General features: G+C 67.7%; 21 protein-coding genes and 1 other RNA gene. 11 read left to right on the forward strand and 11 right to left on the reverse strand.

All coding sequences use genetic code 11. From position 1 onward, the window contains the following. Positions 1-302: 302 nt before the first annotated feature. The 3 genes from ETC07_RS05610 to ETC07_RS05620 form a co-directional block, all read right to left on the reverse strand. Positions 303-680 (reverse strand): SpoIIAA family protein, encoded by a 378-nt coding sequence (locus ETC07_RS05610; protein WP_136247526.1) that lies wholly within the window; start codon positions 678-680, stop codon positions 303-305. A 133-nt stretch (positions 681-813) separates the two neighbouring features. Then, positions 814-3927: an efflux RND transporter permease subunit gene (locus ETC07_RS05615; protein WP_136247527.1), complete on the reverse strand. Its 3114-nt coding sequence runs from the start codon at positions 3925-3927 to the stop codon at positions 814-816. Then, positions 3927-5063 carry an efflux RND transporter periplasmic adaptor subunit gene (locus ETC07_RS05620; protein ID WP_136247528.1) on the reverse strand — a complete coding sequence of 379 codons (1137 nt, stop codon included), beginning with the start codon at positions 5061-5063 and terminating at the stop codon, positions 3927-3929. Before ETC07_RS05620 ends, ETC07_RS05615 begins: the two co-directional genes overlap by 1 nt. A gap of 269 nt (positions 5064-5332) precedes the next feature. Between ETC07_RS05620 and ETC07_RS05625 the strand changes: the two genes are divergently transcribed. Continuing rightward, positions 5333-6508 carry a BaiN/RdsA family NAD(P)/FAD-dependent oxidoreductase gene (locus ETC07_RS05625; RefSeq protein ID WP_136247529.1) on the forward strand — a complete coding sequence of 392 codons (1176 nt, stop codon included), beginning with the start codon at positions 5333-5335 and terminating at the stop codon, positions 6506-6508. Positions 6509-6557: 49 nt separating this feature from the next. Here the strand turns inward: ETC07_RS05625 and ETC07_RS05630 are convergent, their stop codons facing one another. The 4 genes from ETC07_RS05630 to ETC07_RS05645 form a co-directional block, all read right to left on the reverse strand. Beyond that, positions 6558-6845, reverse strand: a complete 288-nt coding sequence (locus tag ETC07_RS05630; RefSeq protein WP_136247530.1) for a YqjK family protein — start codon at positions 6843-6845, stop codon at positions 6558-6560. Further along, entirely contained in the window at positions 6832-7230 is a 399-nt protein-coding gene (locus ETC07_RS05635) for a phage holin family protein (RefSeq protein ID WP_136247531.1), read from the reverse strand. Before ETC07_RS05635 ends, ETC07_RS05630 begins: the two co-directional genes overlap by 14 nt. Next, positions 7230-7562: an ElaB/YgaM/YqjD family protein gene (locus ETC07_RS05640; RefSeq protein ID WP_136247532.1), complete on the reverse strand. Its 333-nt coding sequence runs from the start codon at positions 7560-7562 to the stop codon at positions 7230-7232. The genes ETC07_RS05635 and ETC07_RS05640 overlap by 1 nt, the downstream gene beginning before the upstream one ends. 75 nt (positions 7563-7637) lie before the next feature. Next, the gene (locus tag ETC07_RS05645; protein ID WP_136247533.1) at positions 7638-8756 is read right to left on the reverse strand and encodes a phospholipase A; all 1119 of its coding nucleotides are present in this window, start codon (positions 8754-8756) and stop codon (positions 7638-7640) included. A gap of 155 nt (positions 8757-8911) precedes the next feature. Here ETC07_RS05645 and mscK point away from each other — a divergent pair, with 155 nt between their 5' ends. Then, complete coding sequence (gene mscK / locus ETC07_RS05650) at positions 8912-12328, forward strand: mechanosensitive channel MscK (protein WP_136247534.1); 3417 nt, start codon at positions 8912-8914, stop codon at positions 12326-12328. 7 nt (positions 12329-12335) lie between these two features. Here mscK and ETC07_RS05655 read toward each other — a convergent pair whose 3' ends face one another. Genes ETC07_RS05655 through ETC07_RS05665 form a run of 3 tightly spaced genes read right to left on the reverse strand, consistent with a single transcriptional unit; the run spans position 12336 to position 16433 of the window. Further along, positions 12336-13091 (reverse strand): TlyA family RNA methyltransferase, encoded by a 756-nt coding sequence (locus tag ETC07_RS05655; RefSeq protein WP_136247535.1) that lies wholly within the window; start codon positions 13089-13091, stop codon positions 12336-12338. Between the two features lie 57 nt (positions 13092-13148). Continuing rightward, positions 13149-15164: a hypothetical protein gene (locus tag ETC07_RS05660; RefSeq protein WP_136247536.1), complete on the reverse strand. Its 2016-nt coding sequence runs from the start codon at positions 15162-15164 to the stop codon at positions 13149-13151. Positions 15165-15209: 45 nt separating this feature from the next. Further along, on the reverse strand, positions 15210-16433 hold the full coding sequence (locus ETC07_RS05665) for an ATP-grasp domain-containing protein (RefSeq protein WP_136247537.1): 1224 nt from the start codon (positions 16431-16433) through the stop codon (positions 15210-15212). A gap of 238 nt (positions 16434-16671) precedes the next feature. Here ETC07_RS05665 and ffs point away from each other — a divergent pair. From ffs to ETC07_RS05680, 3 genes are all read left to right on the forward strand, one after another. Continuing rightward, positions 16672-16768, forward strand: an RNA gene (gene ffs / locus ETC07_RS05670) — signal recognition particle sRNA small type. Positions 16769-16989: 221 nt separating this feature from the next. Further along, positions 16990-17709 (forward strand): tellurite resistance TerB family protein, encoded by a 720-nt coding sequence (locus ETC07_RS05675; protein ID WP_136247538.1) that lies wholly within the window; start codon positions 16990-16992, stop codon positions 17707-17709. A 74-nt stretch (positions 17710-17783) separates the two neighbouring features. Further along, positions 17784-18827 carry a histone deacetylase family protein gene (locus ETC07_RS05680; RefSeq protein WP_136247539.1) on the forward strand — a complete coding sequence of 348 codons (1044 nt, stop codon included), beginning with the start codon at positions 17784-17786 and terminating at the stop codon, positions 18825-18827. A gap of 29 nt (positions 18828-18856) precedes the next feature. On the opposite strand, the gene ETC07_RS05685 is transcribed toward ETC07_RS05680, so the two are convergent. Continuing rightward, a complete protein-coding gene (locus ETC07_RS05685; protein ID WP_136247540.1) occupies positions 18857-19891 on the reverse strand; it encodes a sodium:calcium antiporter in 1035 nt (344 codons plus the stop codon). A gap of 305 nt (positions 19892-20196) precedes the next feature. Between ETC07_RS05685 and dnaX the strand changes: the two genes are divergently transcribed. The 6 genes from dnaX (at position 20197) to ETC07_RS05715 (ending at position 25303) form a co-directional block, all read left to right on the forward strand. Further along, positions 20197-22146, forward strand: coding sequence for a DNA polymerase III subunit gamma/tau (gene dnaX, locus ETC07_RS05690; RefSeq protein WP_136247541.1), 1950 nt, complete (start codon positions 20197-20199; stop codon positions 22144-22146). Positions 22147-22207: 61 nt separating this feature from the next. Continuing rightward, positions 22208-22534: a YbaB/EbfC family nucleoid-associated protein gene (locus ETC07_RS05695; protein WP_136247542.1), complete on the forward strand. Its 327-nt coding sequence runs from the start codon at positions 22208-22210 to the stop codon at positions 22532-22534. Positions 22535-22666: 132 nt separating this feature from the next. Continuing rightward, positions 22667-23272, forward strand: a complete 606-nt coding sequence (gene recR, locus ETC07_RS05700) for a recombination mediator RecR (RefSeq protein WP_136247543.1) — start codon at positions 22667-22669, stop codon at positions 23270-23272. A 34-nt stretch (positions 23273-23306) separates the two neighbouring features. Next, complete coding sequence (rnd, locus tag ETC07_RS05705; RefSeq protein WP_168709172.1) at positions 23307-24434, forward strand: ribonuclease D; 1128 nt, start codon at positions 23307-23309, stop codon at positions 24432-24434. Continuing rightward, positions 24431-24733, forward strand: a complete 303-nt coding sequence (locus ETC07_RS05710; RefSeq protein ID WP_136247545.1) for a YcgL domain-containing protein — start codon at positions 24431-24433, stop codon at positions 24731-24733. Before rnd ends, ETC07_RS05710 begins: the two co-directional genes overlap by 4 nt. Before the next feature lie 123 nt (positions 24734-24856). Beyond that, positions 24857-25303, forward strand: a complete 447-nt coding sequence (locus tag ETC07_RS05715) for a YcgN family cysteine cluster protein (protein WP_136247546.1) — start codon at positions 24857-24859, stop codon at positions 25301-25303. Positions 25304-25471 lie beyond the last annotated feature (168 nt).

Consider the following 25471-nt stretch of genomic DNA (forward strand, 5'->3'; position numbering starts at 1 on the left):
CATAAGGCGCCATGCTCCCAGCATGGCATGGCACCCGAGTGGCTGGCCGGAGGAAGCGGGCCAAGCCGGATGGGTGGCCTGCCAGGCGAACGTTGTCGGAACGCGGGAAAGCTCGCCCGAGCCTTTCCTGCGGGGGCACGATGCGGTTGACGTCGTGATGGCTCAAGGCGTCGTGCGCCCCGCGTTGTGCAGGCCTCGGCCATTCCCTGCTTAGCCCCCTTCGAGGGGGCATTTTTTTGTCGTCGTCGTGGGTTCCGGGGCGTGGGTCCTTGAGCCGTGGTCTCGGCGATGCCGGCCGCGGCTCATTCGGGCCGCTGGCGGACCCACTCCAGGGCGCTGGGCTTGTCGTGAAGGGGGAAGGTCTGGATCTCCATGCGCTTGAACAGCCGGTCCTCGAGCCGGGCCAGGTGGCGGATCCAGCGCTTGTCGCTGAGTACCGCGGCGCGGTAATAGCGGTCAAGATCGCCGAGCTGCGTCAGGCCGTAGCCCAGGTCGCGGAGGAAGGCGGTGAAGGTCATCCAGCGCATATCGTCGATCTCGATGTAGAGGCTGATGCGGGGCTGAATCTTCTTGAGGGTTTCGATGGCATCGATGGCCACCTGGATGTCCGGTGCGGTGACACGGTCGCCGATGCGCATGGCCAGCAGGTGATCGGCTTCCGAGGGAAGGAGTTCGAGCATCGTCGTGCCCTCCTCGATGCAGGAATGTGGTGCGTGTCTAACAGCATAGCTTCTCGCGGCGATACGGACGGTGTCGACGGGAGTGGCCGACGCGTCAGGTGGCCCGGGCCCGCGGTGCGGACCCGGGCGAGGCTTAATGGGGGGCCGGGTGATCGCCCATTTCGCGCTCCAGGCGGCGTGCGACGTCGCCGGGCGAGCCGGTATGCCGGGCCAACAGGGCGTAGGCCACCGGTACCACGAACAGGGTGAAGAAGGTGGCCGCCGCGACCCCGGTGAAGATCACGGTGCCGAGCACCAGCCGTGTCTCGGCGCCGGCGCCGCTGGAGAGGATCAGCGGCACCGAGCCGGCGATGGTGGTCACCGAGGTCATGACGATGGGACGCAGCCGGGTCATGGCGGCCTGAACCAGGGCCTCGTGGAAGGCGGTGCCCTGGTCGCGTAGCTGGTTGGCGAACTCCACGATCAGGATGCCGTTCTTGGTGGCCAGCCCCACCAGCATCACCAGCCCCACCTGGCTGTAGATGTTCAGCGATTGCCCGGTGAGCCACAGGCCGAGCAGGGCGCCGCCGATGGCCAGTGGCACGGTGAGCATGATCACCAGCGGATGGATGAAGCTCTCGAACTGGGCGGCCAGCACCAGGAACACCACCAGGGTGCCGAGGATCAGCAGGAAGGTGGTGGCGCCGCTGGATTCACGATAGTCCCGGGCGGCGCCCTTGACGTCGGTCTGCACGCCCGATGGTAGCGTCTCGTCCACGGCATGCTCGAGGTAGTTCAGTGCCTCGCCCATGGAGTAGCCATCGGCCAAGTCCGCCTGCAGGGTGATCGTACGCAGGCGGTTGTAGCGGTTGAGCTGGCTGGGGCCGGCGTAGGTTTCGATCTCGACCAGGCTCGACAGCGGCACCCGTTCATCGGTGCGCGCCGAGCGTACCCGGATGTTCGCCAGGGCGTTCGGGGTCGATGTCACGCCACGTTCGCTCTCGAGGATGACATCGTATTCCTCGCCCCGGTCGGTGAAGCGGGTGACGGTGCGTCCGCCCAGCAGGGTCTCCAGGGTGCGGCCGATCTCGCTGACGGTGACGCCGAGGTCGGCCGCTCGGGCGTAGTCGATGTCGACGGAGAGCTGGGGTTGGTTTTCCTCGTAGTCGCTCTGCAGGTTGAGCAGCCCGGGGTTGTCCTGGCGGATATGCGCCATCAGCGTATCGCGCCAGGCCACCAGTTGCTCGTAGCTGGCCCCGCCCAGCACGAACTGAAGGCCCTGCTCGCTGCCGCCGCCGAAGCCCTTGGGCATGATCGGGAAGGCGCGGATGCCGGGCAGTTCGGCCAGGCTCTGGCGCACCTCATTGAGGACCGGGGCCGCCGGCCCGCGCTCGTCCCAGTCGGCCAGGCCGACGATGGCGAAGCCGGAATTGAAGCTCTCGGTGCGCCCGCGCCCACGGGGCGACATGATCATCACGTCCTCGACCTCGCCGTCTTCGCGCAACGGCAGCAGGCGGGCTTCGACCTCGTCCATGTAGTCTTCCATGTACGAGAAGGTGGCGCCGGGCGGGCCGTTGATGAGCACGAAGAAGGTCCCGCGGTCTTCCTGCGGGGTGTATTCCGAGGGCAGCTGTGGGTAGAGCCAGGCGATGGTCGCGACCAGGGCGATGAAGGCCGCCACCACCAGCCAGCGCAGGGCGAGTACCGCCTCCAGGCAGCGCCGGTAGAGCCCCTGGGCCCAATGCAGGCCGCCGTCGACCCAGCGCGCCAGGCGACCCTCGTGGAGGCTCGGCGAGAGGATCTTGGAGGCCATCATCGGGGTCAGACTGAGGGCCAGTAACGTGGAGATGGCCACCGCGGCCGAGAGGGTCAGCGCGAATTCGGTGAACAGCTTGCCGACATCGCCCTGGAGGAAACTCAGCGGCACGAACACCGCGATCAGTACCAGGCTGGTGGCGATGACCGCGAAGGCCAGCTGGCGAGCCCCACGATAGGCGGCCACCAGGGGCGTCTCGGCGAAGAGATGCATGCGACGGTGGATGTTCTCCAGCACCACGATGGCGTCGTCGACCACCAGGCCGATGGCCAGCACCAGGGCCAGCAGCGTCAGCAGGTTGATGGTGAAGCCCATGGCGGCCAGGGCGGCGAAGGTGCCGATCAGCGTCACCGGTACCGTCACCGCCGGCACCAGGGTGGTACGCAGGTTGCCGAGGAACACGAATATCGCCACCACTACCAGGCCGATGGCGATCAGCAGGGTGCTGAGTACCTCGCGGATGGCGCCGGACACGAAGGTGGAGGCGTCATAGTTGACCGCCAGGCTCATGCCCTCGGGCAGGCGTGGCGCGACGCGCTTCATCTCCGCGCGCACGGCGTCGGAAAGCGCCATCACGTTGGCGGTGGACTGCTTGACCATGCCCAGGCCGACCACGGTCTCGCCGTTGCCGCGGAACAGCGAGCGCTCCTCGACGGTGCCGAGCTCCACCCGGGCCACGTCGTCGAGGCGTACCAGGTAGCCGCCTTGACCCCGTTCGAGCACCAGCCCGCGGAAGTCTTCAGGGGAGGTGAAGTGGCGCGGCAGTCGCACGATGAACTGACGGTCCGCGGACTCCACGGCGCCGCCGGGCAGCTCGACGTTCTCCTCGCGCAGGGTGTCTTCGACGTCGCTGACCGCCAGCCCGCGGGCGGCGAGGGCGTCGTTATCGAGCCACACGCGCATGGCGTACTCGCGACCGCCGCCGACGAACACCCCGGAGACGCCCTCCTGCACCGAGAAGCCGTCGACCAGGTAGCGCTCGGCGTAGTCGGTCAACTCGGCGGTGGTATAGCCCTCGCCGGAGAGCATCAGCCACATCACCATCTCGGAACTGGTGTCTTCCTTCCTGACCTCGGGCGGCTCGGCCTCCTCGGGCAGGTTATCCGCCGCGCCCGAGATGCGATCGCGCACATCGTTGGTGGCGGCGTCGATATCGCTGTCGAGGCCGAACTCGATGGTGATGCTGGAGTAGCCGTCGCTGCTGGTGGAGGAGATCATCTCGATGCCGGCGATGCCGGCGATGCGTTCCTCCAGCACTTGGGTGATGCGGGTCTCCACCACGTCGGCGTTGGCCCCCGAGTAGGACGTGCTGATGCTGACCACGGGCGGGTCGATGGTGGGGTATTCCTGCAATGGCAGGCGGGTGAGGGCCAGCAGGCCGAAGGCGACGATCAGCGCCGCCATGACGATGGCCAGTACCGGGCGCTGGACGGAGATGTCGGACAGACGCATCAGGAGGCCTCTTCCCGCCGGCTCGCTCGCAGGATCTCGCTGATGCTGGTGGCGTCGTCCTGGATGCCGATCAGCTCAACCGTCGAGGCGGCGTGCAGGCGATCGCTGCCATGGGTGACGACGAGGTCGCCCGGCGCCAGGCCCTCGGTGACCTCGACCTCGCCACGCCGCCGTGCCCCGATGCCGATTTCGCGGCGCTCCACGCGTCCGGCCTCGCGGGAGGTGATGACCCACGCCCAGCGTTGCCGCCCTTGCGGCACCACGGCCGATTCCGGCACCACCAGCGCCTGGCGGGGGTGGCGCTCGAGGGTGACGCGCATCAGCATGCCCGGGCGCAGTCGATGCTCGGGGTTGTCCAGCAGGGCGCGCACGCCGACGCTGCGGCTGATCGGATCGACCCGGGAATCGATGGTGGCGATCTCGGCCTCGAACACACGTTCGGGAAAGGCGGCGGTGGTGGCGCTCAGCTTGAGCCCTGGGGCGAGGGCGCCTAGTTGGGCCTCGGGCACCTCGAAGTCGAGTTTCATGCGCGAGACGTCGTCGAGGGTGGCGAGCTCGTCACCCGGCGTGACCAGCGCCCCCACGCTGATGTCGCGAACCCCGACCACGCCGTCGAACGGCGCGCTGATGTGATAGTCGTCGAGGCGCGCCTGTAGCCCCTGGAGGGTGGCGTCTACCTGCTGCAGCCGGGAACGGCTGTCCTCGATGTCGGCGCGGGGCGCCAGGTTGCGCTCTTGCAGCTGGGCGAGGCGATCGAGGGCATCCTGGCGTTCGGCGCGTAGCGCCTGGGCCTCGCGCAGCGACGCTCGTTCCTCGGCGTCTGACAACTCGACCAGCACATCGCCCCGGCCGACCGTCTCGCCCCCCTCGAAGTTGATGGCCTCCACCGTATCGGTCACGGTCGCCGAGAGCGTCACGCTCTCGTTGGCGGTCAGCGTGCCGAGCGCGGTCAACGGATCGGACCAGCTTTCGTGGCTGGCCACGGCGCCGATCACCGGCGTGGGAGGCCTGTCGGCAGGCTGGGCTCGGGCGGGCGTCGGCACGGGCAAAAGCGCCAGTGCGCTGAGCAGCAGGGCGCAAGCGCCGAGCCTGCTGGGCCACGGTCGGGCGCGGCGCGAAGCGGAGGCGTGGGTCATGGGCGAGTATCCGAGAGGAGGGCGTCGGCCCTCGGCAGTATGCGTAGCGAAACATGTGCCGAGGCATGGCGACAGCATGCCTCAAGCCGGGCCTCAGGGTGTCAAGGAGTCGCGCCTTGCACAATGTTTTCGCAACGCGTCCGTCGGCTGGAAGTGCGGCGTTGCATCGATCACGCCGGCGCGGGCTCGCGTGGCCGGGCTCTGGTACCATGTCGACCTTTTGCCTGGCCTTTCGAGGCTGCGGGCCTGCGAGTGGCATGAGGACTGGCATGAAGTATGACGTGGTGATTATCGGCGCCGGCGCCGCCGGCTTGATGTGCGCGCTGACCGCCGGCTATGCCGGGCGCTCGGTGCTGGTGATCGATCATGCCAACAAGGCCGGCAAGAAGATCCTGATGTCCGGGGGCGGGCGCTGTAACTTCACCAACCTCGATACCTCGCCGGCCAACTTCTTCTCGGGCAACCCGCACTTCTGCATCTCGGCGCTCAAGCGCTACCGTCCGGAACACTTCGTCGAGCTGGTCGAGCGTCACGGCCTGGAGCACGTGGAGAAGGCGCCGGGCCAGTTGTTCTGCGCCGATTCGGCCAAGGACCTGCTGGCGGTACTGCTCACCGAATGCGATTGGGCCGGCGTCGACATCCGCCTCAAGACCGCCGTCGAGCGGCTCGAACGCCAAGGCGAGGGCATGCGGCTCGAGACCTCGCAAGGACGCATCGATGCCGGGGCGGTGGTGGTCGCCACGGGCGGGCTGTCGATCCCCACCCTCGGGGCCAGCGGCTTTGGCTACGAGATCGCTCAGCAGTTCGGCCTCGAGGTGACCGAGACACGCGCCGCCCTGGTGCCCTTCACCCTGACCTCGAGCTGGAAGGAGCGCACGGCGGCGCTCTCCGGTCTTTCCGCCGAGGTCGTGGCGCGCTGCCGGGACGGCGAGTATCGAGAGCCCCTGCTGTTTACCCATCGTGGCCTGTCGGGCCCGGCGATGTTGCAGGCCTCGAGCCACTGGCACCCCGGCGACGAGCTCGCCATCGATCTGCTGCCGGGTGAGCCGGCCTTCGAGGCGCTGGTAGCGGCGCGTCGAGAGACGCCCAAGCGGCGGCTCTCCACCTGGCTGGGCGAGCGGCTGCCGCGGCGCCTGGCGCAAGCCCTGGTCGAGTGGCATGGCGACGATGGCCCGCTGGCCGAACGCGCCAATGCCGATCTCGAGGCCTGGGCCGCTCGCCTCAACGACTGGCGTATCAAGCCCGCCGGCACCGAGGGCTGGCGTACCGCGGAGGTCACCATGGGCGGTATCGATACCCGGGCATTGTCGTCGAAGACCTTCGAGGTCAACGGCTTGCCCCAGCTGCGTTTCATCGGTGAGGTGCTCGATGTCACCGGCCAGCTCGGCGGTTACAACTTCCAGTGGGCCTGGGCCTCCGGCGTGGCCTGTGGCCAGGCCTTGTAGGAGGCGATGGCGAAAGGCCTTAGCGTTGTGGCGGGTATCGGTGGGGCGCTCAGGGCAGCAGGCGACGCAGCCATTGGGCGCGCCGTGCGATCACCATGATGGACAGCGAGCGCCGCGCCAGGCGCTTGGCCGTGGCGGGATGGCGCAGCGACCACCAGAGCAGCAGGCTGCCGCCGCCCAGGGCGGGCAGGCGGTAACGCTGCACGGCTTGCCAGCTGGCCTCGAGGGGGCGGCTGGCCCGGTGCCAGTGCTCGGCCTCGACCAGCAAGTCGAGGCGTTGCTGTTGGATGCTGGCCTCCAGGGCCGCCTTGCGGGCTTGGCGTTCAGCCTTTGCCATCGTGAGGCGTCTCCATCAGCTCGCGGTCCAGCGCCAGATGCTTGAGGGTGTCGACCAGCAGGGTGCGGCGCCTGGCCCGATGCAGCACCCAGCCCGCCAGCCCCAGGCCAGCGAGCAGCAGCACCGCGGCACAGCCACCGATGGCGATCAGCCGGTAGCTGTCCCAGAAGGCGACGATGATCAGGGTGGTGAGGGCTCCGAGCCCGAGCAGCAGCAGCAGCAGGCTGACGCCGGCCAACAGCAGCAGGCTGATCAGGCGGGCGCGCTCCTCTTCGAGCTCCAGCACGGCGAGCCGCAGGCGCGTCTCGCCGGTCGCGACGAGGCTGCCCAGCAGACGCTTGCCGGCACCGAACAGCCGCTGAGCCGGTCCTTGGCTCTCCGACATCAGCGGCGCCCGATCAGCATGCCGATGACCACGCCGGCGGCGGCGCCGATGCCGATGCTGGTCCAGGGGTTGTCGCGCACGTAACGGTCGCAGGCGTCGGCCTGCTGAGTGACGGTCTCGCGGGCGTCGTGATAGGCGCGTCCACCGCGGGCCTCGAGCCGGGCGCGGGTCTCATGGAGACGCTGCTCGGCGCGTTCACGCAGTTCCTTGATGTTGTGGCGTGAGTCGTCGGCGGTGGCGTTGACCAGTTCCTCGACGGTCTGCGAGAGGTGCTGCAGGTCTTGCTTGAGTTGGTCGCTGGTCTCGCGGGTATGGGACGTGTGGTCGCTCATCGAGTCATCCTCTGACGGTACGTGACAGGGTCAGCATAGCAGCCGTCCACGGGGTGTGTAAGGCGGCTCGGCCGCTCATCGCGTGAAGGTGCCGGTCGAGAACAGCGGGTTGAGGCTGAAGCCCACGCTGAGGCGCTGCACGCTGCGATCGTAGTCGATCAGGCTCTCGCCGTAGCCCTGGTAGAACTGGACATGGCCGCGGATCTTGCCGAACAGCGGCCAGGAGTAGTCGAGCTGGGCGCCCATCTGGCCGCTATCGGGGTTACCGCGCCACAGCAGGCTGGCCTCGTGGTCGTCGAAGATGCGCCGGGCCACGGTGACGTCGGCATAGCCGAGATAATCATGGATGTCGGGGTTGTCGTCCTCACCCTCGGTTTCGGGCAGGCGCCAGTAGGGTGACAGCGAGAGTGCCCAGTCGTCGTTGATGAAGGTGCTGGTCAGGATCAGCCGATTCCAGCTGCGCGACAGGTCGCCAGAGCGCCCGTTGGACTGGTGGTTGAGCGAGAGCCGGTTATTGATGTTGGTCCAGCCCGCCAGCGTCCAGTGGTTGTCGAAATCGACGAAGACTTCCGGCTCGTAGTTGGTCTCGCGGAAGGGCGAGGAGGCGTCGGCGTTGTAGGCCTGCCACCAGCTACGCTGGGTATAGCCGAAGTACAGGTCGCCGCGATCGAACACGACGTCTTCGGCCAGCTTGAACTTGGCGCTGAACTGGAACTTCACCTCGAGCCGGTCGGGGTTGGCCTCGCGGTCGATCTCGCTGAAGGTCTGCCGGTTGGGCGAGGTGGTATAGCTGAACGGCAGCAGATAGTTGCGATGATGGGTGGTGATGGAGAAGGGGTTGTCGGCGGATTCCTCTTCGAGAAGCCGCCGTTCGGCCACCGAGGCGCTGATTTCCGAGTTGGCCGAATCGGCCGGCTCCATCGGTGCGGGTGTCGTCGTGCGGGCTGTGGCGCTCGCGTCGGCGCTCGCGTTGACGGTCGCCGTCGGCTCGGGGTCGGGAGTGGCGTCGCTGGCCGCCGGGCTAGCCAGGCGTGTGCGCAGCTCGCCGATCTCGGCCTGCAGCGATTGGATGCGGTCACGGATCGCCTGGCGCTCGGCATCGGCGAGCGGGGCCTCCGTCTGAGCCTGTCCCGGGCCTGCCAGGCCGGCGCTGAGCGTGGCCGCGAGCAGCGTGGCGATGGAGCGTGGAGCCATGGTAGATGACGACCCTGTGTTTAGGTGGAAGCGTCGTTCTATCATGCCCGTCTGGCGAGTCAACGGCCACCTCGCAGGCGGGCGATGTTGCTTCGTGCCTCCCGGACGACGATGATCCGCTGTCAGGCCCATGATATCCACCTGTCGAGGTACTAGTGATCGCTTTACTGCGTTGCCCGCGGCTCGTCCGCTTTCACATTCTTTGCGGCGTGCTGTCGCTGCTGGCACTGGTGTCGTGCGCCGCGCTGGCCGACGAGCTGCCCGAACGCGCAGCCCTCGAGGAGCGCCTCGAATCCCTTCAGCCGGCGGATGGCAAGACGGCCGATGCGGCCACCCAGGAGGGGATCGAGGACCTGGAGGCGACACTGGAGGCGCTCGCCACGCTCGATGATGTCGAGGGGCGGTTGTCCGAACTGGAGGCGCGCGCGGAGCGGGCGCCCCAGGCACTCGACGAGGCACGGCGGTCCCTGGCGGCCGCCCAGGACACGCCGCGTGAAGCGCCGGACCGCGAGGCGCTGGCGGCGCTCGATGTCGAGACGCTGGCGCTGCGGCTGGAGGCGGTGACCGATGAGCTGGACGAGGCCCAGTCCCGGCTTGCCGAGGTGGAGACTCGCCTGCTCGGCACCCAGACCCTGCCGGAGCGCGCCCAGCAGGCGGTTGGTGAGGCCAGCGCGGCGATGGAAGAGCATCGGCGAGCCCTGGAGACGCTGTCTGCCCAGGGAGTGTCACAGGATGCTCCGTCGCGCCAACGGCATCTCGTCGAACGGGCGTTGGCCGAGCGCCGGCTGTCGCTGCATCGACGCGAGCTGGCCTCCAATGCGCGCCTGCGCGAGCTGGCCCAGCAGCAGCGCGATCTCAACAAGCTGCGGGTCGCGCGGCGCGTGGCCCGTTTCGAGGCCTTGCAGGCCTCGCTTGAGACGCGTCGCCGTAAGCAATCGGAGCAGGCCGTTGCCGAGGCGGTGGGCGATGAGCCCGAGGCCGTGGCCGGCCACCCGTTGGTGCAGGAGGCGCGCGGGACCAATCGCGAACTGAGCCTGGAACTGCTGCGGGCCACCAGCCGGGCCAGCGAGCTGGGGCGCGAAGGACAGGAGGCGAGCCGACAGCTGGAACGGGTGCGACAGCTGCAGCGCGGGTTCGCCGAACATATCGAGGCGATTCGCGGCAGTCCGCTGTTGTCGAGGATCCTGCGTGAGCAACGCCAGGCCTTGCCGAACGTCGAAGCGGGGGGCGATCTCAAGGAAGAGATCGCCGATCTGCGCCTCCAGCAGTTCGACCTCGCCCGCCAGCGTGAGGACCTGCAAGATACCGATCGGCAGGCTCGCCGGCGCCTCGAGGAGGCCGACGCCGAGACCGAGGCGCCGGAGGCCGTGCGCGAGGCCCTGATACAGCTACTGCGCTCCCGGCGTGAGCTGCTCAACCGTCTCGAGCCGACCTACGGCGAATTGCTGACCGCCGCCATCGAGCTTCAGCTCAATCGGGAACAGCTGCGTGAGATCGGGCGTGACCTGCGCGCCACCATCGATGAGCAGTTGTTCTGGATCGCCAACGCCCGCCCGCTGGATCTGAGCTGGATGATGGGCTTGCCGTCGCACCTGCTGGCCGAGTGGGACGAGGGCGAATGGCGGCGGGCCCTGCCATCGCACTGGCGCAGGCCCGATTCCGCCGCGTGGCTGGCCGTGCCGTTGCTGCTGGTCGCCGGGCTGCTGATCGGGCTGCGTCGGATGCTGACACGGCGGCTCGATCGCCTGCACGACGAAATCGGCCACCTGCGCCATGACAGCCAGGGGCACACGCCGTTGGCGGTCATGCTGGAGGCGTTGCTGGCGTTGCCCGGGCCGCTGTGCCTGGTGGCGGTGGCGCTGGCCATGAGGCTCGGGGGAAGCGGCCTCGCCGTGAGCCTCGGTGGCGCGCTGCTACAGCTCTCTCTGGCCTGGGCGGTCATCGCATGGGCCAGGCGCCTGCTGATGCCGGAGGGGGTGGCGACCGGACATTTCCACTGGCCGAGTGGTTACGTGCGACGGCTGCGGCGCTGGTTGCTGTGGCTGGGCGTGGCCTTGGTGCCGGTGCTGTTCATCGGCACCCAGGCGCGGGATGTCGATATCGACCTGACCCAGCGCCCGCTGGCGTTGCTGGCGTTGTTGGCCGGCCTCGTGGGTATGAGCCTGGCGTTGGCGAGGTTGATCCTCGCCCATGCCCCGTTCTTCGGCGTCAAGCTTCTGCGCCTACTGCTGGGGCTGGCGCTGGCGCTGGTGCCCCTGGTGCTGGGCGGCCTGGTGGTATGCGGCTATGCCTATACCGCGCTGAGCCTGGTGGGGCGCTTCGGCATCACCGTCTACCTGCTGGGCGTATGGATCCTGGTCGAGGCGGCGGTGGTGCGCGGGCTGGCCGTGGCGGCGCGCCGGCTGGCCTATCGCCGTGCCCTGGCGAGGCGTCATGCGCTGGCCCATGAGGGGAGCGGCGGCGAGCCTGGTACGGAGGTCGTCGAGGAGCCACCCCTGGACATGCAGCAGGTCAATCAGCAGTCGCTGCGCCTGTCCAAGCTGATCCTGATGATGGCCTTCCTGGCCGTATTCTACCTGGTCTGGTCCGACCTGCTGACGGTGTTCGGCTACCTCGATCAGGTGATGATCCTGGGTGGCGGCCAGCAGGGCGGTGAACTGGTCGGTGCCTCGATCTCGGTGGCCGACCTCGGGGTGGCCTTGCTGGTCGTGGCGCTGACACTGATCATGGCACGCAACCTGCCGGGGCTGCTCGAGGTGATGGTGCTGTCGCGGCTGGAACTCAAACAGGGCAGCGCCTACGCCATCAGCTCGCTGCTCTCCTATGTGATCGTCGGCAGCGGTGTGGTCTGGGCGCTGGGGGCACTCGGCGTGTCCTGGAGCAAGCTGCAATGGCTGGTCGCGGCGCTCGGCGTGGGGCTTGGCTTCGGGTTGCAGGAGATCTTCGCCAACTTCATCTCGGGGTTGATCATCCTGTTCGAGCGCCCGGTGCGCATCGGTGACACCATCACGCTTGGCCATCTCACCGGCACGGTCAATCGTATCCGCATTCGTGCCACCACGGTGACCGACTTCGACCGCAAGGAGATCATCATCCCCAACAAGACCTTTGTCACCGACCAGCTGATCAACTGGTCGCTGTCGGACAGCATCACCCGAGTGATACTGTCCTACGGGGTGGCCTACGGCTCGGATCATCGCCTGGTGCAGCGGCTGCTCCATCAGGCGGCCGAGGAAAACGAGCGGGTACTGGTCGATCCCGAGCCCCAGGTGCTGTTCATGCGCTATGGCACCAGCAGCCTCGAGTTCGAGCTGTGTATCTTCGTCAACAGCCTGGGTGACCGGCTGTTCGCCACCGATGAACTCAATGGCCGGGTCGGCGAGCTGTTCGCCGAGAATGGCCTGGAGATCGCCTTCAACCAGCTGGATATCAGGCTACGGGATTCCGGTGGCCACGAGACCCAGGTACCGATCCGCTCGTCGGGAAACGTGCCCGATAACCCGCCGCCGGGCGCCGGCGGTGACCCAGGCGAGCTGGATGCCGGAGACGGCGGGGGCGATGCCGGGCGCTGACGCTGGTTCAGCGGCGACGGGCGTAGAGCAGGAATTCGCGGTTGCCGTCGCCACCGCGGATGGGGCTTTCCTGCCAGTGATGAATGGCGAACCCGGCGGCGTCGCAGGCCGCGCGGATGCGCGCCTCGACCTGCGCGTAACAGCTGGGGTCGGTCACCAGGCCACGGGCGTTGATGTTAGTGGGGCCGGCCTCGAACTGCGGCTTGACCAGCGACACCAGCTCGCCGTCGCTCGGCAGCAGGGCGGCGAGCTCCGGCAGGATCAGCGTCTGTGAAATGAAGGAGACGTCCATCACCGCAAGCGTCGCGGGATATCGGGCCAGCGCCGCGGCGAGCCGTGGCTCGCCTTGCATGGCGCGGGCGTTCAGCCCTTCCAGGCAGGTGATGCGGGCGTCGTCGCGAAGCTCGGTGGCGAGCTGGTCGTGGCCGACCTCGATGCCGATCACGTGTGCCGCGCCATGGCGCAGCGCACAGTCGCTGAAGCCACCGGTGGACTGGCCCACGTCTAGCACCGTGACGCCCTCGAGCGGCAGCGCCAGGGTCGCCAATACCGCCTCCAACTTGAGCCCGGCGCGCGAGACGTAGCGTTCCTCCGGGTCGTCCTCGACCCGCAGGTGCGTGTCGTCGGGCAGCTTCTCGCCAGGCTTGGCCAGTACCCGGCCGTCATCGGCCAGGCGCACGCGGCCGTGGCGGATCAGGCGCTGGGCGCGGGTGCGCGAGCGTGCCAGTCCCTGGTGGAGTAGCAGCTGGTCGAGGCGTGGCATGGTGCGTTCCGGCTATCGCGAATGAAGGTCATCATTATGCCATAGCCGGAGGCCCGGTCAGTCGCCGGATGACGCCTGGAGGCCGCCGTGGGGCAGGCGTTCGGCGCCCCAGCTGCGTTCCAGGTAGCCGAGTGCTTGATCCAGTTCCGCCTGGTCGACTCGGGAAGGATCGCCACGCTCCAGGGGGTCGTGATGGAAGATGTAGAGCCGTGAGGCGAACTGCTCGAAGGGCAGCGAGGCCTCGCCGAAGCGCTCGCCGTGGCCGGCGGTGCTGACTTGTACGCCGTCGCCCCAGTCCTGGCCGCTGTCGTTGTTGGGGTTGTAGAAGTAGGCCCGCATCTGCTCGGCGGGATCGAGGCTGACCCGCAGCAGCGTGATGGCATGCCAGCCGATGAAGCGTGCGGCGCTGTCGGTGACGGCGATGCCTGCCGGTTGGGGGTGAATCAACGGCTGATTGCCGTTGTAGTAGGGGTGGTAGCTGGCATAGAAGTGGCGCAGGAACACGTTCGGTTCATCCAGCCGGCCACTGGCCACGTCGACGTTGATGCGAAAGCCGCGCCCCGACCACCAGCCGTGAAATTCCGGATTGACCCAGCGGTGGGGATCGCCCTCGCGACCGATGCAGCGTCGGCCCATCTCGGCATAGATGCGATCCAGGTGGGGCACCACGATCAGCGATACCGGGTCCAGGTCGATGGGCAGTTCGGTGGCGACGCCGCCGATGCTCGCCATCGAGGAGAGCGGCATGCCCTCGAAGTGCATGATGATCTCGTCGTCGCGGGCCGCCCAAGCCACCATCTGCAGCAGGTAGTCCGGATCGTTGTAGGCCCACATCGACAGCGCCCGGGCGGACTGGCAGGTGGGATTGTTGCCCTGACCCACGCCCAACGGCAGGCCCAGCATGCACAGCACGCCCTCGAGCAGCCGTGCCCGTGGTGATACCGCTTCGCCGAACGCGAGCTGCAGCCGCGCCTCCGACCATGCCGAGAGCGACAGCCCGAGTTGGCGCCACATGGCCGGCGCCACGGGGGGCTGGTAGAGGATGCCGCGCTCGAGCATCAGCGCCAGGCCATACACGGCCTGTGGTGTGGCGGGGTGCACGCCGCCGCGGATCAGCGCATGCACCAGCTCGCGATAGCACAGCAGGCAGTCGCGGCCGGTGGCGGACAACCCCAGCGCCTCGCTGAGCAGTTGGTCGCCGTGCTCGGTGAGATGGCGCATCAGCACCGGGTGATAGGGCGATACCAGGCCGGTATCGTGCATGGCCCGGGCGAATCCCGTGGCCTCGGCCTGCAGGGCGGTGGTGTCCATGCCGGCGAGGCGTTCGCGGTAGACCTCGATGCCTGGATCCTCGCGGCTGGCATGGGTGGCACCGAACAGCGAGCTGACCAGGCGGTCGGCGCCCTGACCGCTGGCGCCCAGGTCGATCGCCGGGTCGGCCTGGCAGATGGCGATCTGGGTGATCATCTGCTTGACCGGCTCGACCTGCAGAGGACGCTGCTGGAGGATCCGCCAGATTTCGGTGATCAGCTTGTCGATGATGTGTTCGTAGCCGATGCGCCGGGCCAGGTGGGCGAAGAGCTGGCGGGGCAGGGCGGCCAGGCGGCCCTGGATCTCGCGTTCGGCCTCGCTGGGCGCGCCGAACAGCAGCCACAGATTCAGGGCGATCACCTGGGTCAGGTAATGGTGCGCCTGCTCGGCCGAGATCAGCGCATGGCGCTCGTCACCCTTGGCCGCCGCCAGCAGCCGTAGCTCGCTCAGCGCCTCGATCACCACGACGTTGGCGTCGGGGTTTTTCAGGGCATGGGTGGTCATCGACGGCACCAAGAACTGGGGGGTCGCCCAGTCCGACCCCTCGAAGACGCCGGCGGCCTCCAGGGTCATGGCGCGTGCCTCGATCGCCGCGGCGCCGCCTTCCTGAAGCAGCACGCGGCGGGCCGTGTCGAGAACCCGGGGCAGCTTGCCGGGTTTGGCGAAGCCTGCGGCGTCATTCAGCAGGGCGGTCGCCTCGTCCAGCCGGGCCAGCAGGCCGGGGAGCTTGTCATCGTCGGTTGGGGCGGGGGGACTGGTCACACCGACTCCTCGTCATCCGTGGGTAAAGCCATCATGACGCGCCTGTCAGACATAGAAATCAAGCTCTTCCATGTTCTTGAGCAGGTCGTGCAGGCGATGAGGATCCGGGCCCTTGAGGTACACCAGTCCCCAGTGGGTGCCGAAGGCCGTGCGCTTGGTGACGGTCTCCTCCAGCGGCGACGTCAGTTCGTGGGACTCGAAGTAGGAATCTTCCTCGACCGCCTCGGGAATCTCCAGGCGGCTGACCACCCTGAGGCGTGGATAGACCCCGAAGCAGCCCGCGTAGCCGTCGGCATCGACGACTTCCTTGGGGAAGAAGGCCTCGACCTCCTCGGGCGTGGTCTTGGGGTCGAAGACCAGCATGCTGGCCTGGTAGGCGTTGAAGCCATAGACCCGTTCGAGCAGCTCGAACACCTTGAAACCGGGCGGCCGGTAGGCGACCTCGCCGAAGTACATCTCGCCATCGCTGGTGACGAAGTACTCGGGATGGATCAGCCCGAAGGAGATGTCGAAGGCCTTGATCAGCTTCTCGATCTGGGCGGTGATCTGGGGGCGGTAGCGCTCGAGTTCCGGTGAGGCGGGAACGAACACCGAATAGCCCAGGGTCACGTACTCGGAGATGTTGAGGAAGGCGATCTTGCCGTTGTGGATCCAGGCCTCCACGGCGAACTCCCAGCCATCCAGGTGCGACTCCATCAGCACCGGGAATTCCTCGTCGGGGATGGTGTCGACCTCGTCCGGTGTGCGGATCACCCGGTGGCCCAGGCAGCCGGCCTTGTCGAAGGCCTTGAGATGGATGGGGTCGTTGGGATCGCCGTCGAGCTTGAGCAGGGTCTGGTTGACCCGCTTGAGGAAGCGGATGACGTCGTCCTTGTCGTGGGCTTCCTCGAAGATGCCGACGCGGATGCCGCCGAGCTGGGCGCGACGCTTCATCAGCGCCTTGTCACGCAGCAGCAGCGATTGGCCGTAGAGGCGCGGGTTGTCGAGCAGCACCGAATTGATGGCGCCGGCCCACTCCACGGTCTCCTCGAACAGCGGGATGGCGACGTTGACGCCCATGTCCTTGAGCGTCTCGGCGATCTCCAGGGAGCGATCATTCAAACGCTCGAAGTTCCAGGAGACATAGGGGATATCGTGCTGGCTGCAGTACTCCTCTGCCCAGTCAGGGGCCACCACCACGTAGTCGCGGTCGAAGTTAGCGGCGGCTTCGATGGCATTCAGGCTCCAGCCCAGCAGTGCGATGTGGCCCTTGTCCGACGTCTTGTTCATGGATGCCTCCGGTGGGCGATTCGCGATGAGGCCCCCGCCACAAGGTGGCGCGAGGCAGACACCCCTCACCATAGACCCTTAGCGACGCTCGGGAATTACGGGGTTTCCACGCTCCGCCGGGTCGATTTGGTAATCGATCCTTGCCGCGTCGGTGGCGGCTTGGTATAGTGCGCGGCGTTCGGCAAGTGCTTGATCGCACTCCGACATCTAGCACTTCGAGTGCTCGCTGTGGTGGCCCCGTCGGTCCTCCCGCAACGCTAAATCGCGAACTCCGCCAGGCCCGGAAGGGAGCAACGGTAGTGATGGATGCGTGTGCCGGGATGTGGCTGTCGGGGCCGCCTCCATTTTGGCCCTGCGTTTCGAAGGCCTGAAGCCGTTTCGCCTTCCGCTCCCTTCTTATATCTCCCTCCTTTCGCTCGCGCTCCTCTCTTCTTATATCTTCCTGTCGTCACCGCGTTTTCTCGATGGCAATCGCCGCTCGCATATTGCTTGCTTGATGAAACGAAGTGTTGAATCGATCATCCAAGGCAGTGGCAAACGCGACAAGGAGACCGGGATGAACGCCAAGCGCATTTTCGATCAGTTGATGAAACAAGCCGGCAGCAGCAGCTCCGGGTCGGGCGGTACGGATCTAAAGGGCATGGTCGATAGCCTGTCGTCCCAGTTGGGTGGCGGCGGCCAGAGCAGTGGGCAGAAGGGTGGCCTGGATCCGAAACAGCTGCTGGGCGGGGGCGCCCTGGGCATGCTGGTCGGCTCCAAGCGTGGTCGCAATATGGGCGGCAAGGCGCTCAAGTATGGCGCCATCGCCGGCGTCGGCATGCTGGCCTGGAAGGCCTGGCAGAATTCCCGAGGCAATGCCGGCAGCAGTGCCGAGGGCGACGAGGCACGAGAGGGGCGGCCCATGGATCACCTCGAGGGCAGCCAGCAGGAGCAGCGTAGCCTCGAATTGCTCCAGGCGATGATCATGGCGGCCCGCGCCGATGGTCATGTCGATGAACGAGAGCGTGCCTTGCTCGCCGAACAGATCGACGAGATGGGCGCCGATGACGAGCTGCACGACTGGATGGAGCGTCAGCTCAAGGCGCCGCTCGATGCGCTGGCCCTGGCCCGTCAGGCGGACTCTCCCCAGGCGGCTCGGGAGATGTATCTGGTCAGTGTCGCGGTGATCGACGACGACAACCCCATGGAGCGTGCCTGGCTCGACCAGCTGGCATCCGCGCTGGGGCTCGATGATTCGCTCAAGCGCGAGCTGGAGCAGCAAGCGGTAGCTTCCTGAAAAGCCTGTTCCAGGATGCATGATCCGGCGATATCCTGTCAGGGTTTCTTGAGATGCCCGGGGGCCCGACGCCGATGTTGACCTTTCACAGTGCCGCCACCCAGCAACGTCGAGCCCGCACCGAGCTGGACGGTGGCGTTCTGGTGACGCCATACGAGTGCCCCGAGCGGGTCGACCTGGTACTCGAGCGTGTACGCGAGACGAGGCTCGGTGAGGTGCGAGCGCCCGAGATCTTCGGCCTCGGGCCGGTGCTGGCGGTGCATGATCGCGGCTACGTGGACTTCCTCGCCGACTGCTGGAACGACTGGCAGGCGGCGGGCAATAGCGGTGAGGCGATCGCCTGGATCTGGCCGACCCGCGCGCTGCGTGACGACATCATCCCCGAGCATATCGACGGGCGGCTCGGGCACTATGCGCTGGGCGCCGATACCTCGATTTGCGAGGGTACCTTCGAGGCGGCCATGGCCAGCAAGGACATTGCCCTGTCGGCGGTGTCTCACAGCCTGGCGACCGGCGAGCCCGCCTTCGGGCTGTGCCGGCCGCCGGGGCATCATGCCGCGAGCGATCAGTTCGGCGGCTACTGCTTCTTCAATAACGCCGCCATCGCCGCCCAGCATGCCTTGGGCCGCGGCATTTCGCGGGTGGCAGTGCTCGATGTCGACTTCCATCACGGTAACGGCACGCAGCAGATCTTCTACGAGCGCGACGATGTGCTGTTCGCCTCGTTGCATGGCGATCCGCGTCGCTGCTTCCCCTACTTCCTGGGTCATGCCGATGAAACCGGTCGTGGGCAAGGGGAGGGCTTCAACCTCAATTACCCGATGGCGCCGGGCACGGGCTTCGACGCCTGGTCGCGAGCGCTCGATGACGCCCTGCGACGCATGCGCGATGCCGGCTGCGAAGCGTTGGTGGTCTCGTTGGGCGTCGATGCCTTCGAGGGTGATCCCATCAGTGCCTTCACGTTGACCAGCGACGACTTCACCGAGCTCGGCCGTCGCCTGGCCGGAGCCGACCTGCCCACGACCTTCCTGCTCGAGGGTGGCTATGCGGTGAAGGAGATCGGCATCAACGTCGTCAATGTGCTGAGTGGTTTCGAGGCCGCCTGCCGCGCGTCGTGACCGCTCGTCGGGGCGGTGGGCGATGCCGCCTATCCCGGCGGCGGCAGGCTGGGCACCCAGTCCAGCATGCCGAAGGTCTCCAGGCTGACCCACACCAGGAAGCCGGCGTAGAGCGCCAGCAGGGCCCCGCATTCGGGCTTGGTCAGCACCATGCCGGTGCGCATCATCAGGAACAGCGCCACCGTGGCGGCGGTGAGTGCCGCCATCATCGGGGCGGCGAGGGAGAAGTTGATCGTCGCGGTGCCGGCGATCAGCACCCCGGCGGGGATGCATACCAGCAGGTCGAAGGTATTGCTGCCCAGCACGTTGGCGATGCTGGTCACGCCGCGTCCCTGGCGAGCGGCGCGGATCGACACGAAGGCATCGGGGATCGAAGTGCCGGCGGCGACCACGGTGATGCCCCACAGGAAGCTCGGGGTGCCGAAGATCTCACCGAAATGGATCGCCGCCTGCACCAACCCTTCCACGCCGATCACGATCACCACGAGCGACAACGCCAGCCGTGCCCACTCGCGGCCAGGGCGGACGTCGCCGGCGTCGGTGTCGGCCTGGTGGTCCAGGGTGTCCTGGTACTGCACGAACAGATAGAGCCCGTAGAGGGCGACCGGCATCAGCGCCAGACCGCGGGTCAACTCGCCGCTGATGGCGCCGCTCGGTGCATCGACGGGGTGGTAGATGGCGGCGAAGGCGAAGGTCAGGGTCAGTACCGCCACCGCGATCATGTAGAACTGGGCTTCCTTGTAGACCAGGTCACGGTTGGCGGTCAGTGGCCGGGGGCTCGCCAGGCCGGACACGGCGGGAATCACCAGGATGTTGAACAGCGCCGAGCCGACGATGGCTGCCACGCCGAGCTCGAACTCGCCGTGCACCAGGGTGGAGATCACGGTGGTGGAGAGCTCCGGGAAGCTCGAGCCCACGGCGACCACGATGGCGCCCTGGACGATGTCCGGCAGCCGATAGTGGGCCGCGAGCCGCTCGCTGCTGCGCTCCAGCAGGACGCTGCCCTGCCAGATGATGGCCGTGCCGAGCACGGCGACGAGGCTCCAGATCAGGATGCTGGGCATGGCGGTCGTCCCTTCCGTCATTGGCAAGGCCCCAGCCTAACAGCTCGGCGGCGGGGTCGGCCGCGGTCCGTGTGGGTGTGATCATGGTCGTGTGCCCACGAGGCTACCCGCATGAGCCGCACCCGGCACGGCGGCTCCTCCCCGTCGGTGACGGCCGCGGCGCGTCCCGGCCCATGCTTTGCGCCGGGGCTGCCACCCGGTAGAATGCAGGCCATCTTTCAGGCTCGTCGGTGAGTGCGCATCAACCCGGCGGGGCTTTCGTTGTTCGGCTGCCAGCCAGCCCAGCTGCAAGGATCCCGAGCTGCATGAGCTATCAGGTTCTGGCCCGCAAGTGGCGGCCGCGTACTTTCCATGAGCTGGTCGGCCAGGAGCACGTCCAGCGCGCGCTGGTCAATGCCCTGGACCAGGGCCGGCTGCACCATGCCTACCTGTTCACCGGCACCCGCGGGGTCGGCAAGACGACGCTGGCGCGGATACTGGCCAAGTGCCTGAACTGCACCGCCGGTGGGCAAGGCGACGAGGGCGTGACTTCCACGCCCTGTGGCCAGTGCCCGAGCTGCGAGGCCATCGATGACGGCCGCTTCGTCGACCTGATCGAGGTCGACGCCGCCTCGCGCACCAAGGTCGAGGACACCCGCGAGCTGCTCGATAACGTGCAGTACGCACCGACCCAGGGGCGCTACAAGGTGTATCTCATCGATGAGGTGCACATGCTCTCCACCAGCAGCTTCAATGCGCTGCTCAAGACCCTGGAAGAGCCGCCGCCCCACGTGAAGTTCCTGCTGGCCACCACCGACCCGCAGAAGCTGCCGCCCACGGTGCTGTCGCGTTGCCTGCAGTTCACCCTCAAGCACATGCCGCCGGAGCGCATCGTCGGCCATCTTTCCCAGGTGCTCGAGGCCGAGAGCGTGTCCTTCGAGGAGAGTGCGTTGTGGCTGCTCGGCAAGGCCGCCGAGGGCTCGATGCGTGACGCCATGAGCCTCACCGATCAGGCCATCGCCTTCGGTCAGGGCGAGGTGCACCACGCCGATGTGGCGGCGATGCTCGGCACGCTCGACCATCGCCACGTGCTGGCGTTGCTCGAGGCGTTGGCCGAGGTCGATGCCGCCCGAGTGCTCGCCGAGGTCGCGGCTCTGGCCGAGCAGGGGCCGGATTTCGCCGGTGTGCTCGATGATGTCACCGGCGTGCTGCACCGCCTGGCGGTGGCGCAGATGGTCCCCGATGCCCTGGACAACGGCCACGGCGATCGCGAGACGCTGCTGGCGCTGGCCGCGCGTTTCACCGCCGAGGACATTCAGCTCTATTACCAGATCGGCCTCCAGGGGCGGGGCGACATGGCCCATGCGCCGGACCTTCGCACCGCCCTGGAGATGACCCTGCTGCGGATGCTGGCCTTCCGGCCCCAGGGCGTGCCCAAGCCGCCCCAGACCCCGTTGCCGATGCGCGGCGATGGCGGCCCGGCCTCGTCGGGTGGCGAGGCCGGGCCGCCGCCAGGCGGGGAAGCGAGCGCCGCCTCGGCCGCCGCGCCGCCATCTGGCCCTCAAGGCTCGCCGCAGGCCCCCGCCGCCGCGGCGGCTGAGCCCGTCGCCGAAGCGCCGCCGCCCGCCGCTCTCCAGGTGCCTGCTGAGTCGGCCGAGGCGGCACCGGCGCCTCCGCCCTGGGACGAAGAGGAGCGCGCGCCGGCGGCATCGCCCGCGCCCGAACCGTCTCCGGTGGACGAGTCGCCGGCGCCCATGCCGGCCGAGCCCGAGCGTGTCGAGGCGCCGGCGGTGGTTCCTGAGCCCGCGCCGGCCGCTCCGACGCCTGTCGAGGCCGCGGTGGCGGAGGCTCCGGCCGCCGAGGCGGCGGGTGGGCTCAGTCATGCGGGGTGGCTGGAGCGCTTCGACGCGCTGGGGTTAACCGGGCTGACACGCAACCTGGCGGCCCATTGCGTGGTCGAAGCCGATGACGGAGAGGCATTGATGCTGCGACTCGATCCGTCCCAGGCGGCGATGCAGGCCGATGTCCACGTCGAGCGTATCCGCGAGGCGCTGGCCACGGCGGGCTTCGAACGGCGCCTGAGCATCGCCGACGGCCCGTTGCCCGAGGGCGTCGAGACGCCTCGCCAACGGGCCGATCGGCGGCTCGCCGAGCGCCATGCCGAGGCGCTGGCGGTGCTCCAGGCCGACCCCCAGATACAGAAGTTGCAGCAGGCCTTCGGGGCCCGGCTGGTCGAGAATACGGTGAAACCCGCCGAGGCGGCGGGCCGCCACTGAAACGCACACGCCCTGGCCGCCGCGGCGGCCAGGGGCGATAGCCAATCGAGAGGACACGACCATGATGAAAGGTGGAATGGGCAACCTGATGCAGCAGGCTCAGGAAATGCAAGAGAAGATGCAGAAGGCTCAGGAAGAGGTCGCCAATGCCGAGGTGCATGGCGAGGCCGGGGCCGGAATGATCAAGATCACCATGAACGGCCGCCACGACGTGCTTCAGGTCGATATCGACCAGAGCGTCATGGGCGAGGACAAGGAGATGCTCGAGGACCTTCTGGCGGCCGCGGTCAACGATGCCGTGCGCAAGGTCGAGGCCAGCTCCAAGGAGATGATGGATGACGCCACCTCCGGCCTGAACCTGCCGCCCGGCTTCAAGATGCCGTTCTGAGGCCTGGCTCCGGCGCGCGCCGGCGTTCGTCGATGCGGCGGACCGCCCCGCGGGCGTTGCACACCCCCACCGTGAGATGAGCGCCCGCGTGGCGCTCATCTCGTCGCATGCTGAAGTGAGTCCTGACGACCCATGAGCTTTTCTCCCCTGGTCGAACGGTTGATGGAGGCCTTCCGGGTATTGCCCGGGGTCGGCCCCAAGACCGCCCAGCGCATGGCCATGCACCTGCTCGAGCGTGATCGCGACGGCGGTCGACGACTGGTCGAATCGCTGGGCCTGGCCATCGAGTCGGTCGGTTACTGTCGGCGTTGTCGCACGCTGACCGAGGAAGAACTGTGCGGCATCTGCGCCAGCGCTCGTCGCGATGACGGCGTGCTGTGCGTGGTGGAGTCGCCCGCCGATCAGTTGGCCATCGAGGACGCCGGCGGTTACCGAGGGCGCTACTTCGTGCTGCACGGCCATCTCTCGCCGCTGGACGGCGTCGGGCCCGAGGACATCGGCCTCGACCGGCTGGAGGCGCGCGTCGCCGAGGCCGGCGTCGAGGAGGTGATCCTGGCCACCAATCCCACCGTGGAAGGCGAGGCCACGGCGCATTACATCGCCGCTCAGCTCGATCCGCTGGGCGTGAAGCTCTCGCGCCTGGCCTATGGTGTGCCCATGGGCGGTGAGCTCGAATACGTCGACGGCGGCACCCTGAGCCGCGCCTTCAATGGCCGTTTGCCCTTCCAGGGTGAATGAGCGCCGTCCCATTCCTGCCATGCCGGATGACCGAATGTCCCTGACACCCGAGATCCGCTGGATCGATACCCCCGAGGCGCTGGATGCCGCCTGCGCCGATGTGGCCGGTGCCGATGTCCTGGCCCTGGATACCGAATTCTTTCGCGAACGCACCTTCCACCCGATCCCGGCGCTGATCCAGTTCTGTGCCGGCGGGCCGGCCTACCTGGTCGATCCCCAGGAGGTCGCCTGCACCGAACGCTTCCGCCGGCTGCTCTGCGAGGGGCCATTGAAGCTGCTCCACGCCTCCAGCGAGGACCTGGAGGTCTTCGCCCACTGGGCCGGGGTGCCGATCGCGCCGCTGGTGGACACCCAGATCGCCCAGGCGCTGCTCGGCGAGGTCACGTCCATGGGCTACCAGAAGCTGGTCGAGGTCTGGATGGGCGAGACCCTGCCCAAGGACGAGACGCGCTCGAACTGGCTCGAGCGCCCCCTGAGCGAGGCCCAGAAGTCTTACGCGGCGCTGGATGTGGTTTACCTGCTCGATGTCTGGGCAGGCCAGCACGACTCCCTGGCCCGCCACGGGCGCCTCGAGTGGCTCGAGCAAGACTGCGCCGCCCTGGCGGACCAGGCCTCCCGCAGCGACGAGGCCGATGGCCAGTGGTACCTGCGCCAGCGCAACCTGTGGCGGCTGGGGCCGCGCCAGATCGAGGCCTATCGCCGGCTGACCACCTGGCGCGAGGGCGAGGTGCGCCGCCGCGACCTGCCACGCGGTTGGCTGGTCAGTGACAAGCTGCTGTTCGCCATCGCCGAGCGTCTGCCCGAGAACCGTCATGATCTGGCCACGGTCGATGGCATCAAGCCGCCGCTGGTCAAGCGCGAAGGCGATACCCTGCTGGCGATGGTCAAGGAGGCGCGCCACCTCGATGAGGCCGAGCTGCCCTCGGTGCCGTTGTCGCCGCTGTCGCCGGCCTTCAAGCGCTGCCTGAAGGCGATGAAGAAGGTGGTGAGCGTCGAGGCCGAATCCCTGGGCATGGCCCCCGAGATGCTGATGCGCCGTCGTGACCTGGAAGCCCTGGCCAGCGCCCGGCTGCGTGGCCGGCCGTTGCCATTGCCCGTCGGCTGGCGCGGCGAGCGGCTCGCCGATGCTCTGGAACACGCCCTGAACGAGGTCCCTGCATGACGACCCTGAATGGCAAGCTGTTGTGCGAGGTCTTCAAGAGTCCGCGCAAGGATGGGATGTACCTGTACGTGGACAAGCGCCGTGGCCTCGAGGACGTGCCCGAGGCGTTGCTCGAGCACTTCGGTCGACCGGTGTCGGCATTGACCCTGATCCTCACGCCGGAAAAGTCGCTGGCGCGAACCCGTGGCGGCGATGTGATGGCGGCGATCGAGGAGAAGGGCTTCTACCTGCAGATGCCGCCGGCCAAGGAGGTGTATCTGCTCGACCTCTACAAGACCCCGACCGAAGCGCGTTACTGATTCAATGCGCCCGATGACGCGCGCATGGGGCGCAACACGTCCGATGATGCGCGTATCGCATTCAATGCGCCCGGTGCCAGCGTGGGCCGCGCGTATCGCGACGCATGTCGCGCAGGAGAGAACATGAGAGACCGCTTCTGGGAGCGTTATTCCCTGGAGGAGCTCAGCGACGAGGAGTGGGAGGCGCTCTGCGATGGCTGTGGCCAGTGCTGCCTGCTCAAGTTCCAGGACGACGAGGGCGATCTGGCGGTGCTGGGCGTGGCCTGTGAGCTGCTCGATATCCAGGGCTGTCGCTGCAGCGACTATGCCAATCGCTTCGAGAAGGTGCCGGACTGCCAGCAGCTCACCGTCGAGCGTATCGAGGAGTTCCGCTGGCTGCCCAAGTCCTGTGCCTATCGCCGCCTGGCCGAGGGGCGCAAGCTGGCCGGTTGGCATCCGCTGATCTCGGGGGATCCCGAACGGGTGCATCGCAAGGGCATCAGCGTGCGCAGCTTCGCCGTCTCCCAGGCCTCGGTTCCCGAGGAGGAGCTCGAGGACCATATCATCGCGATTCTACCCATCGACGGTTAGGCCGTCCGAAAGGGGCGCTTAGCCATGCGGCGTCACGCGCCGGCTCCGAGCCCGCATTGAGTGCGTGTCAACTCCGCTGCTTGACGCCCATGCCACTCGCTCCTCGGGCAGCACGGCGGCCCTTCCTACCTAGCGCCCCATACGGGGGGCGGGAAGGGCGTGGGCCCA

This window comes from Halomonas borealis (genome assembly GCF_004798905.1).
In the GTDB taxonomy this organism is placed as follows: Bacteria; Pseudomonadota; Gammaproteobacteria; order Pseudomonadales; family Halomonadaceae; genus Halomonas; species Halomonas borealis.

What these genes read in the sequence shown, in the direction of transcription:
- ETC07_RS05610 (WP_136247526.1), bottom strand. Translation starts at nt 680, where the DNA reads ATGCTCGAACTCCTTCCCTCGGAAGCCGATCACCTGCTGGCCATGCGC.
- ETC07_RS05615 (WP_136247527.1), bottom strand. Translation starts at nt 3,927, where the DNA reads ATGCGTCTGTCCGACATCTCCGTCCAGCGCCCGGTACTGGCCATCGTC.
- ETC07_RS05620 (WP_136247528.1), bottom strand. Translation starts at nt 5,063, where the DNA reads ATGACCCACGCCTCCGCTTCGCGCCGCGCCCGACCGTGGCCCAGCAGG.
- ETC07_RS05625 (WP_136247529.1), top strand. Translation starts at nt 5,333, where the DNA reads ATGAAGTATGACGTGGTGATTATCGGCGCCGGCGCCGCCGGCTTGATG.
- ETC07_RS05630 (WP_136247530.1), bottom strand. Translation starts at nt 6,845, where the DNA reads ATGGCAAAGGCTGAACGCCAAGCCCGCAAGGCGGCCCTGGAGGCCAGC.
- ETC07_RS05635 (WP_136247531.1), bottom strand. Translation starts at nt 7,230, where the DNA reads ATGTCGGAGAGCCAAGGACCGGCTCAGCGGCTGTTCGGTGCCGGCAAG.
- ETC07_RS05640 (WP_136247532.1), bottom strand. Translation starts at nt 7,562, where the DNA reads ATGAGCGACCACACGTCCCATACCCGCGAGACCAGCGACCAACTCAAG.
- ETC07_RS05645 (WP_136247533.1), bottom strand. Translation starts at nt 8,756, where the DNA reads ATGGCTCCACGCTCCATCGCCACGCTGCTCGCGGCCACGCTCAGCGCC.
- ETC07_RS05655 (WP_136247535.1), bottom strand. Translation starts at nt 13,091, where the DNA reads ATGCCACGCCTCGACCAGCTGCTACTCCACCAGGGACTGGCACGCTCG.
- ETC07_RS05665 (WP_136247537.1), bottom strand. Translation starts at nt 16,433, where the DNA reads ATGAACAAGACGTCGGACAAGGGCCACATCGCACTGCTGGGCTGGAGC.
- ETC07_RS05675 (WP_136247538.1), top strand. Translation starts at nt 16,990, where the DNA reads ATGAACGCCAAGCGCATTTTCGATCAGTTGATGAAACAAGCCGGCAGC.
- ETC07_RS05680 (WP_136247539.1), top strand. Translation starts at nt 17,784, where the DNA reads ATGTTGACCTTTCACAGTGCCGCCACCCAGCAACGTCGAGCCCGCACC.
- ETC07_RS05685 (WP_136247540.1), bottom strand. Translation starts at nt 19,891, where the DNA reads ATGCCCAGCATCCTGATCTGGAGCCTCGTCGCCGTGCTCGGCACGGCC.
- dnaX (WP_136247541.1), top strand. Translation starts at nt 20,197, where the DNA reads ATGAGCTATCAGGTTCTGGCCCGCAAGTGGCGGCCGCGTACTTTCCAT.
- ETC07_RS05695 (WP_136247542.1), top strand. Translation starts at nt 22,208, where the DNA reads ATGATGAAAGGTGGAATGGGCAACCTGATGCAGCAGGCTCAGGAAATG.
- recR (WP_136247543.1), top strand. Translation starts at nt 22,667, where the DNA reads ATGAGCTTTTCTCCCCTGGTCGAACGGTTGATGGAGGCCTTCCGGGTA.
- rnd (WP_168709172.1), top strand. Translation starts at nt 23,307, where the DNA reads ATGTCCCTGACACCCGAGATCCGCTGGATCGATACCCCCGAGGCGCTG.
- ETC07_RS05710 (WP_136247545.1), top strand. Translation starts at nt 24,431, where the DNA reads ATGACGACCCTGAATGGCAAGCTGTTGTGCGAGGTCTTCAAGAGTCCG.
- ETC07_RS05715 (WP_136247546.1), top strand. Translation starts at nt 24,857, where the DNA reads ATGAGAGACCGCTTCTGGGAGCGTTATTCCCTGGAGGAGCTCAGCGAC.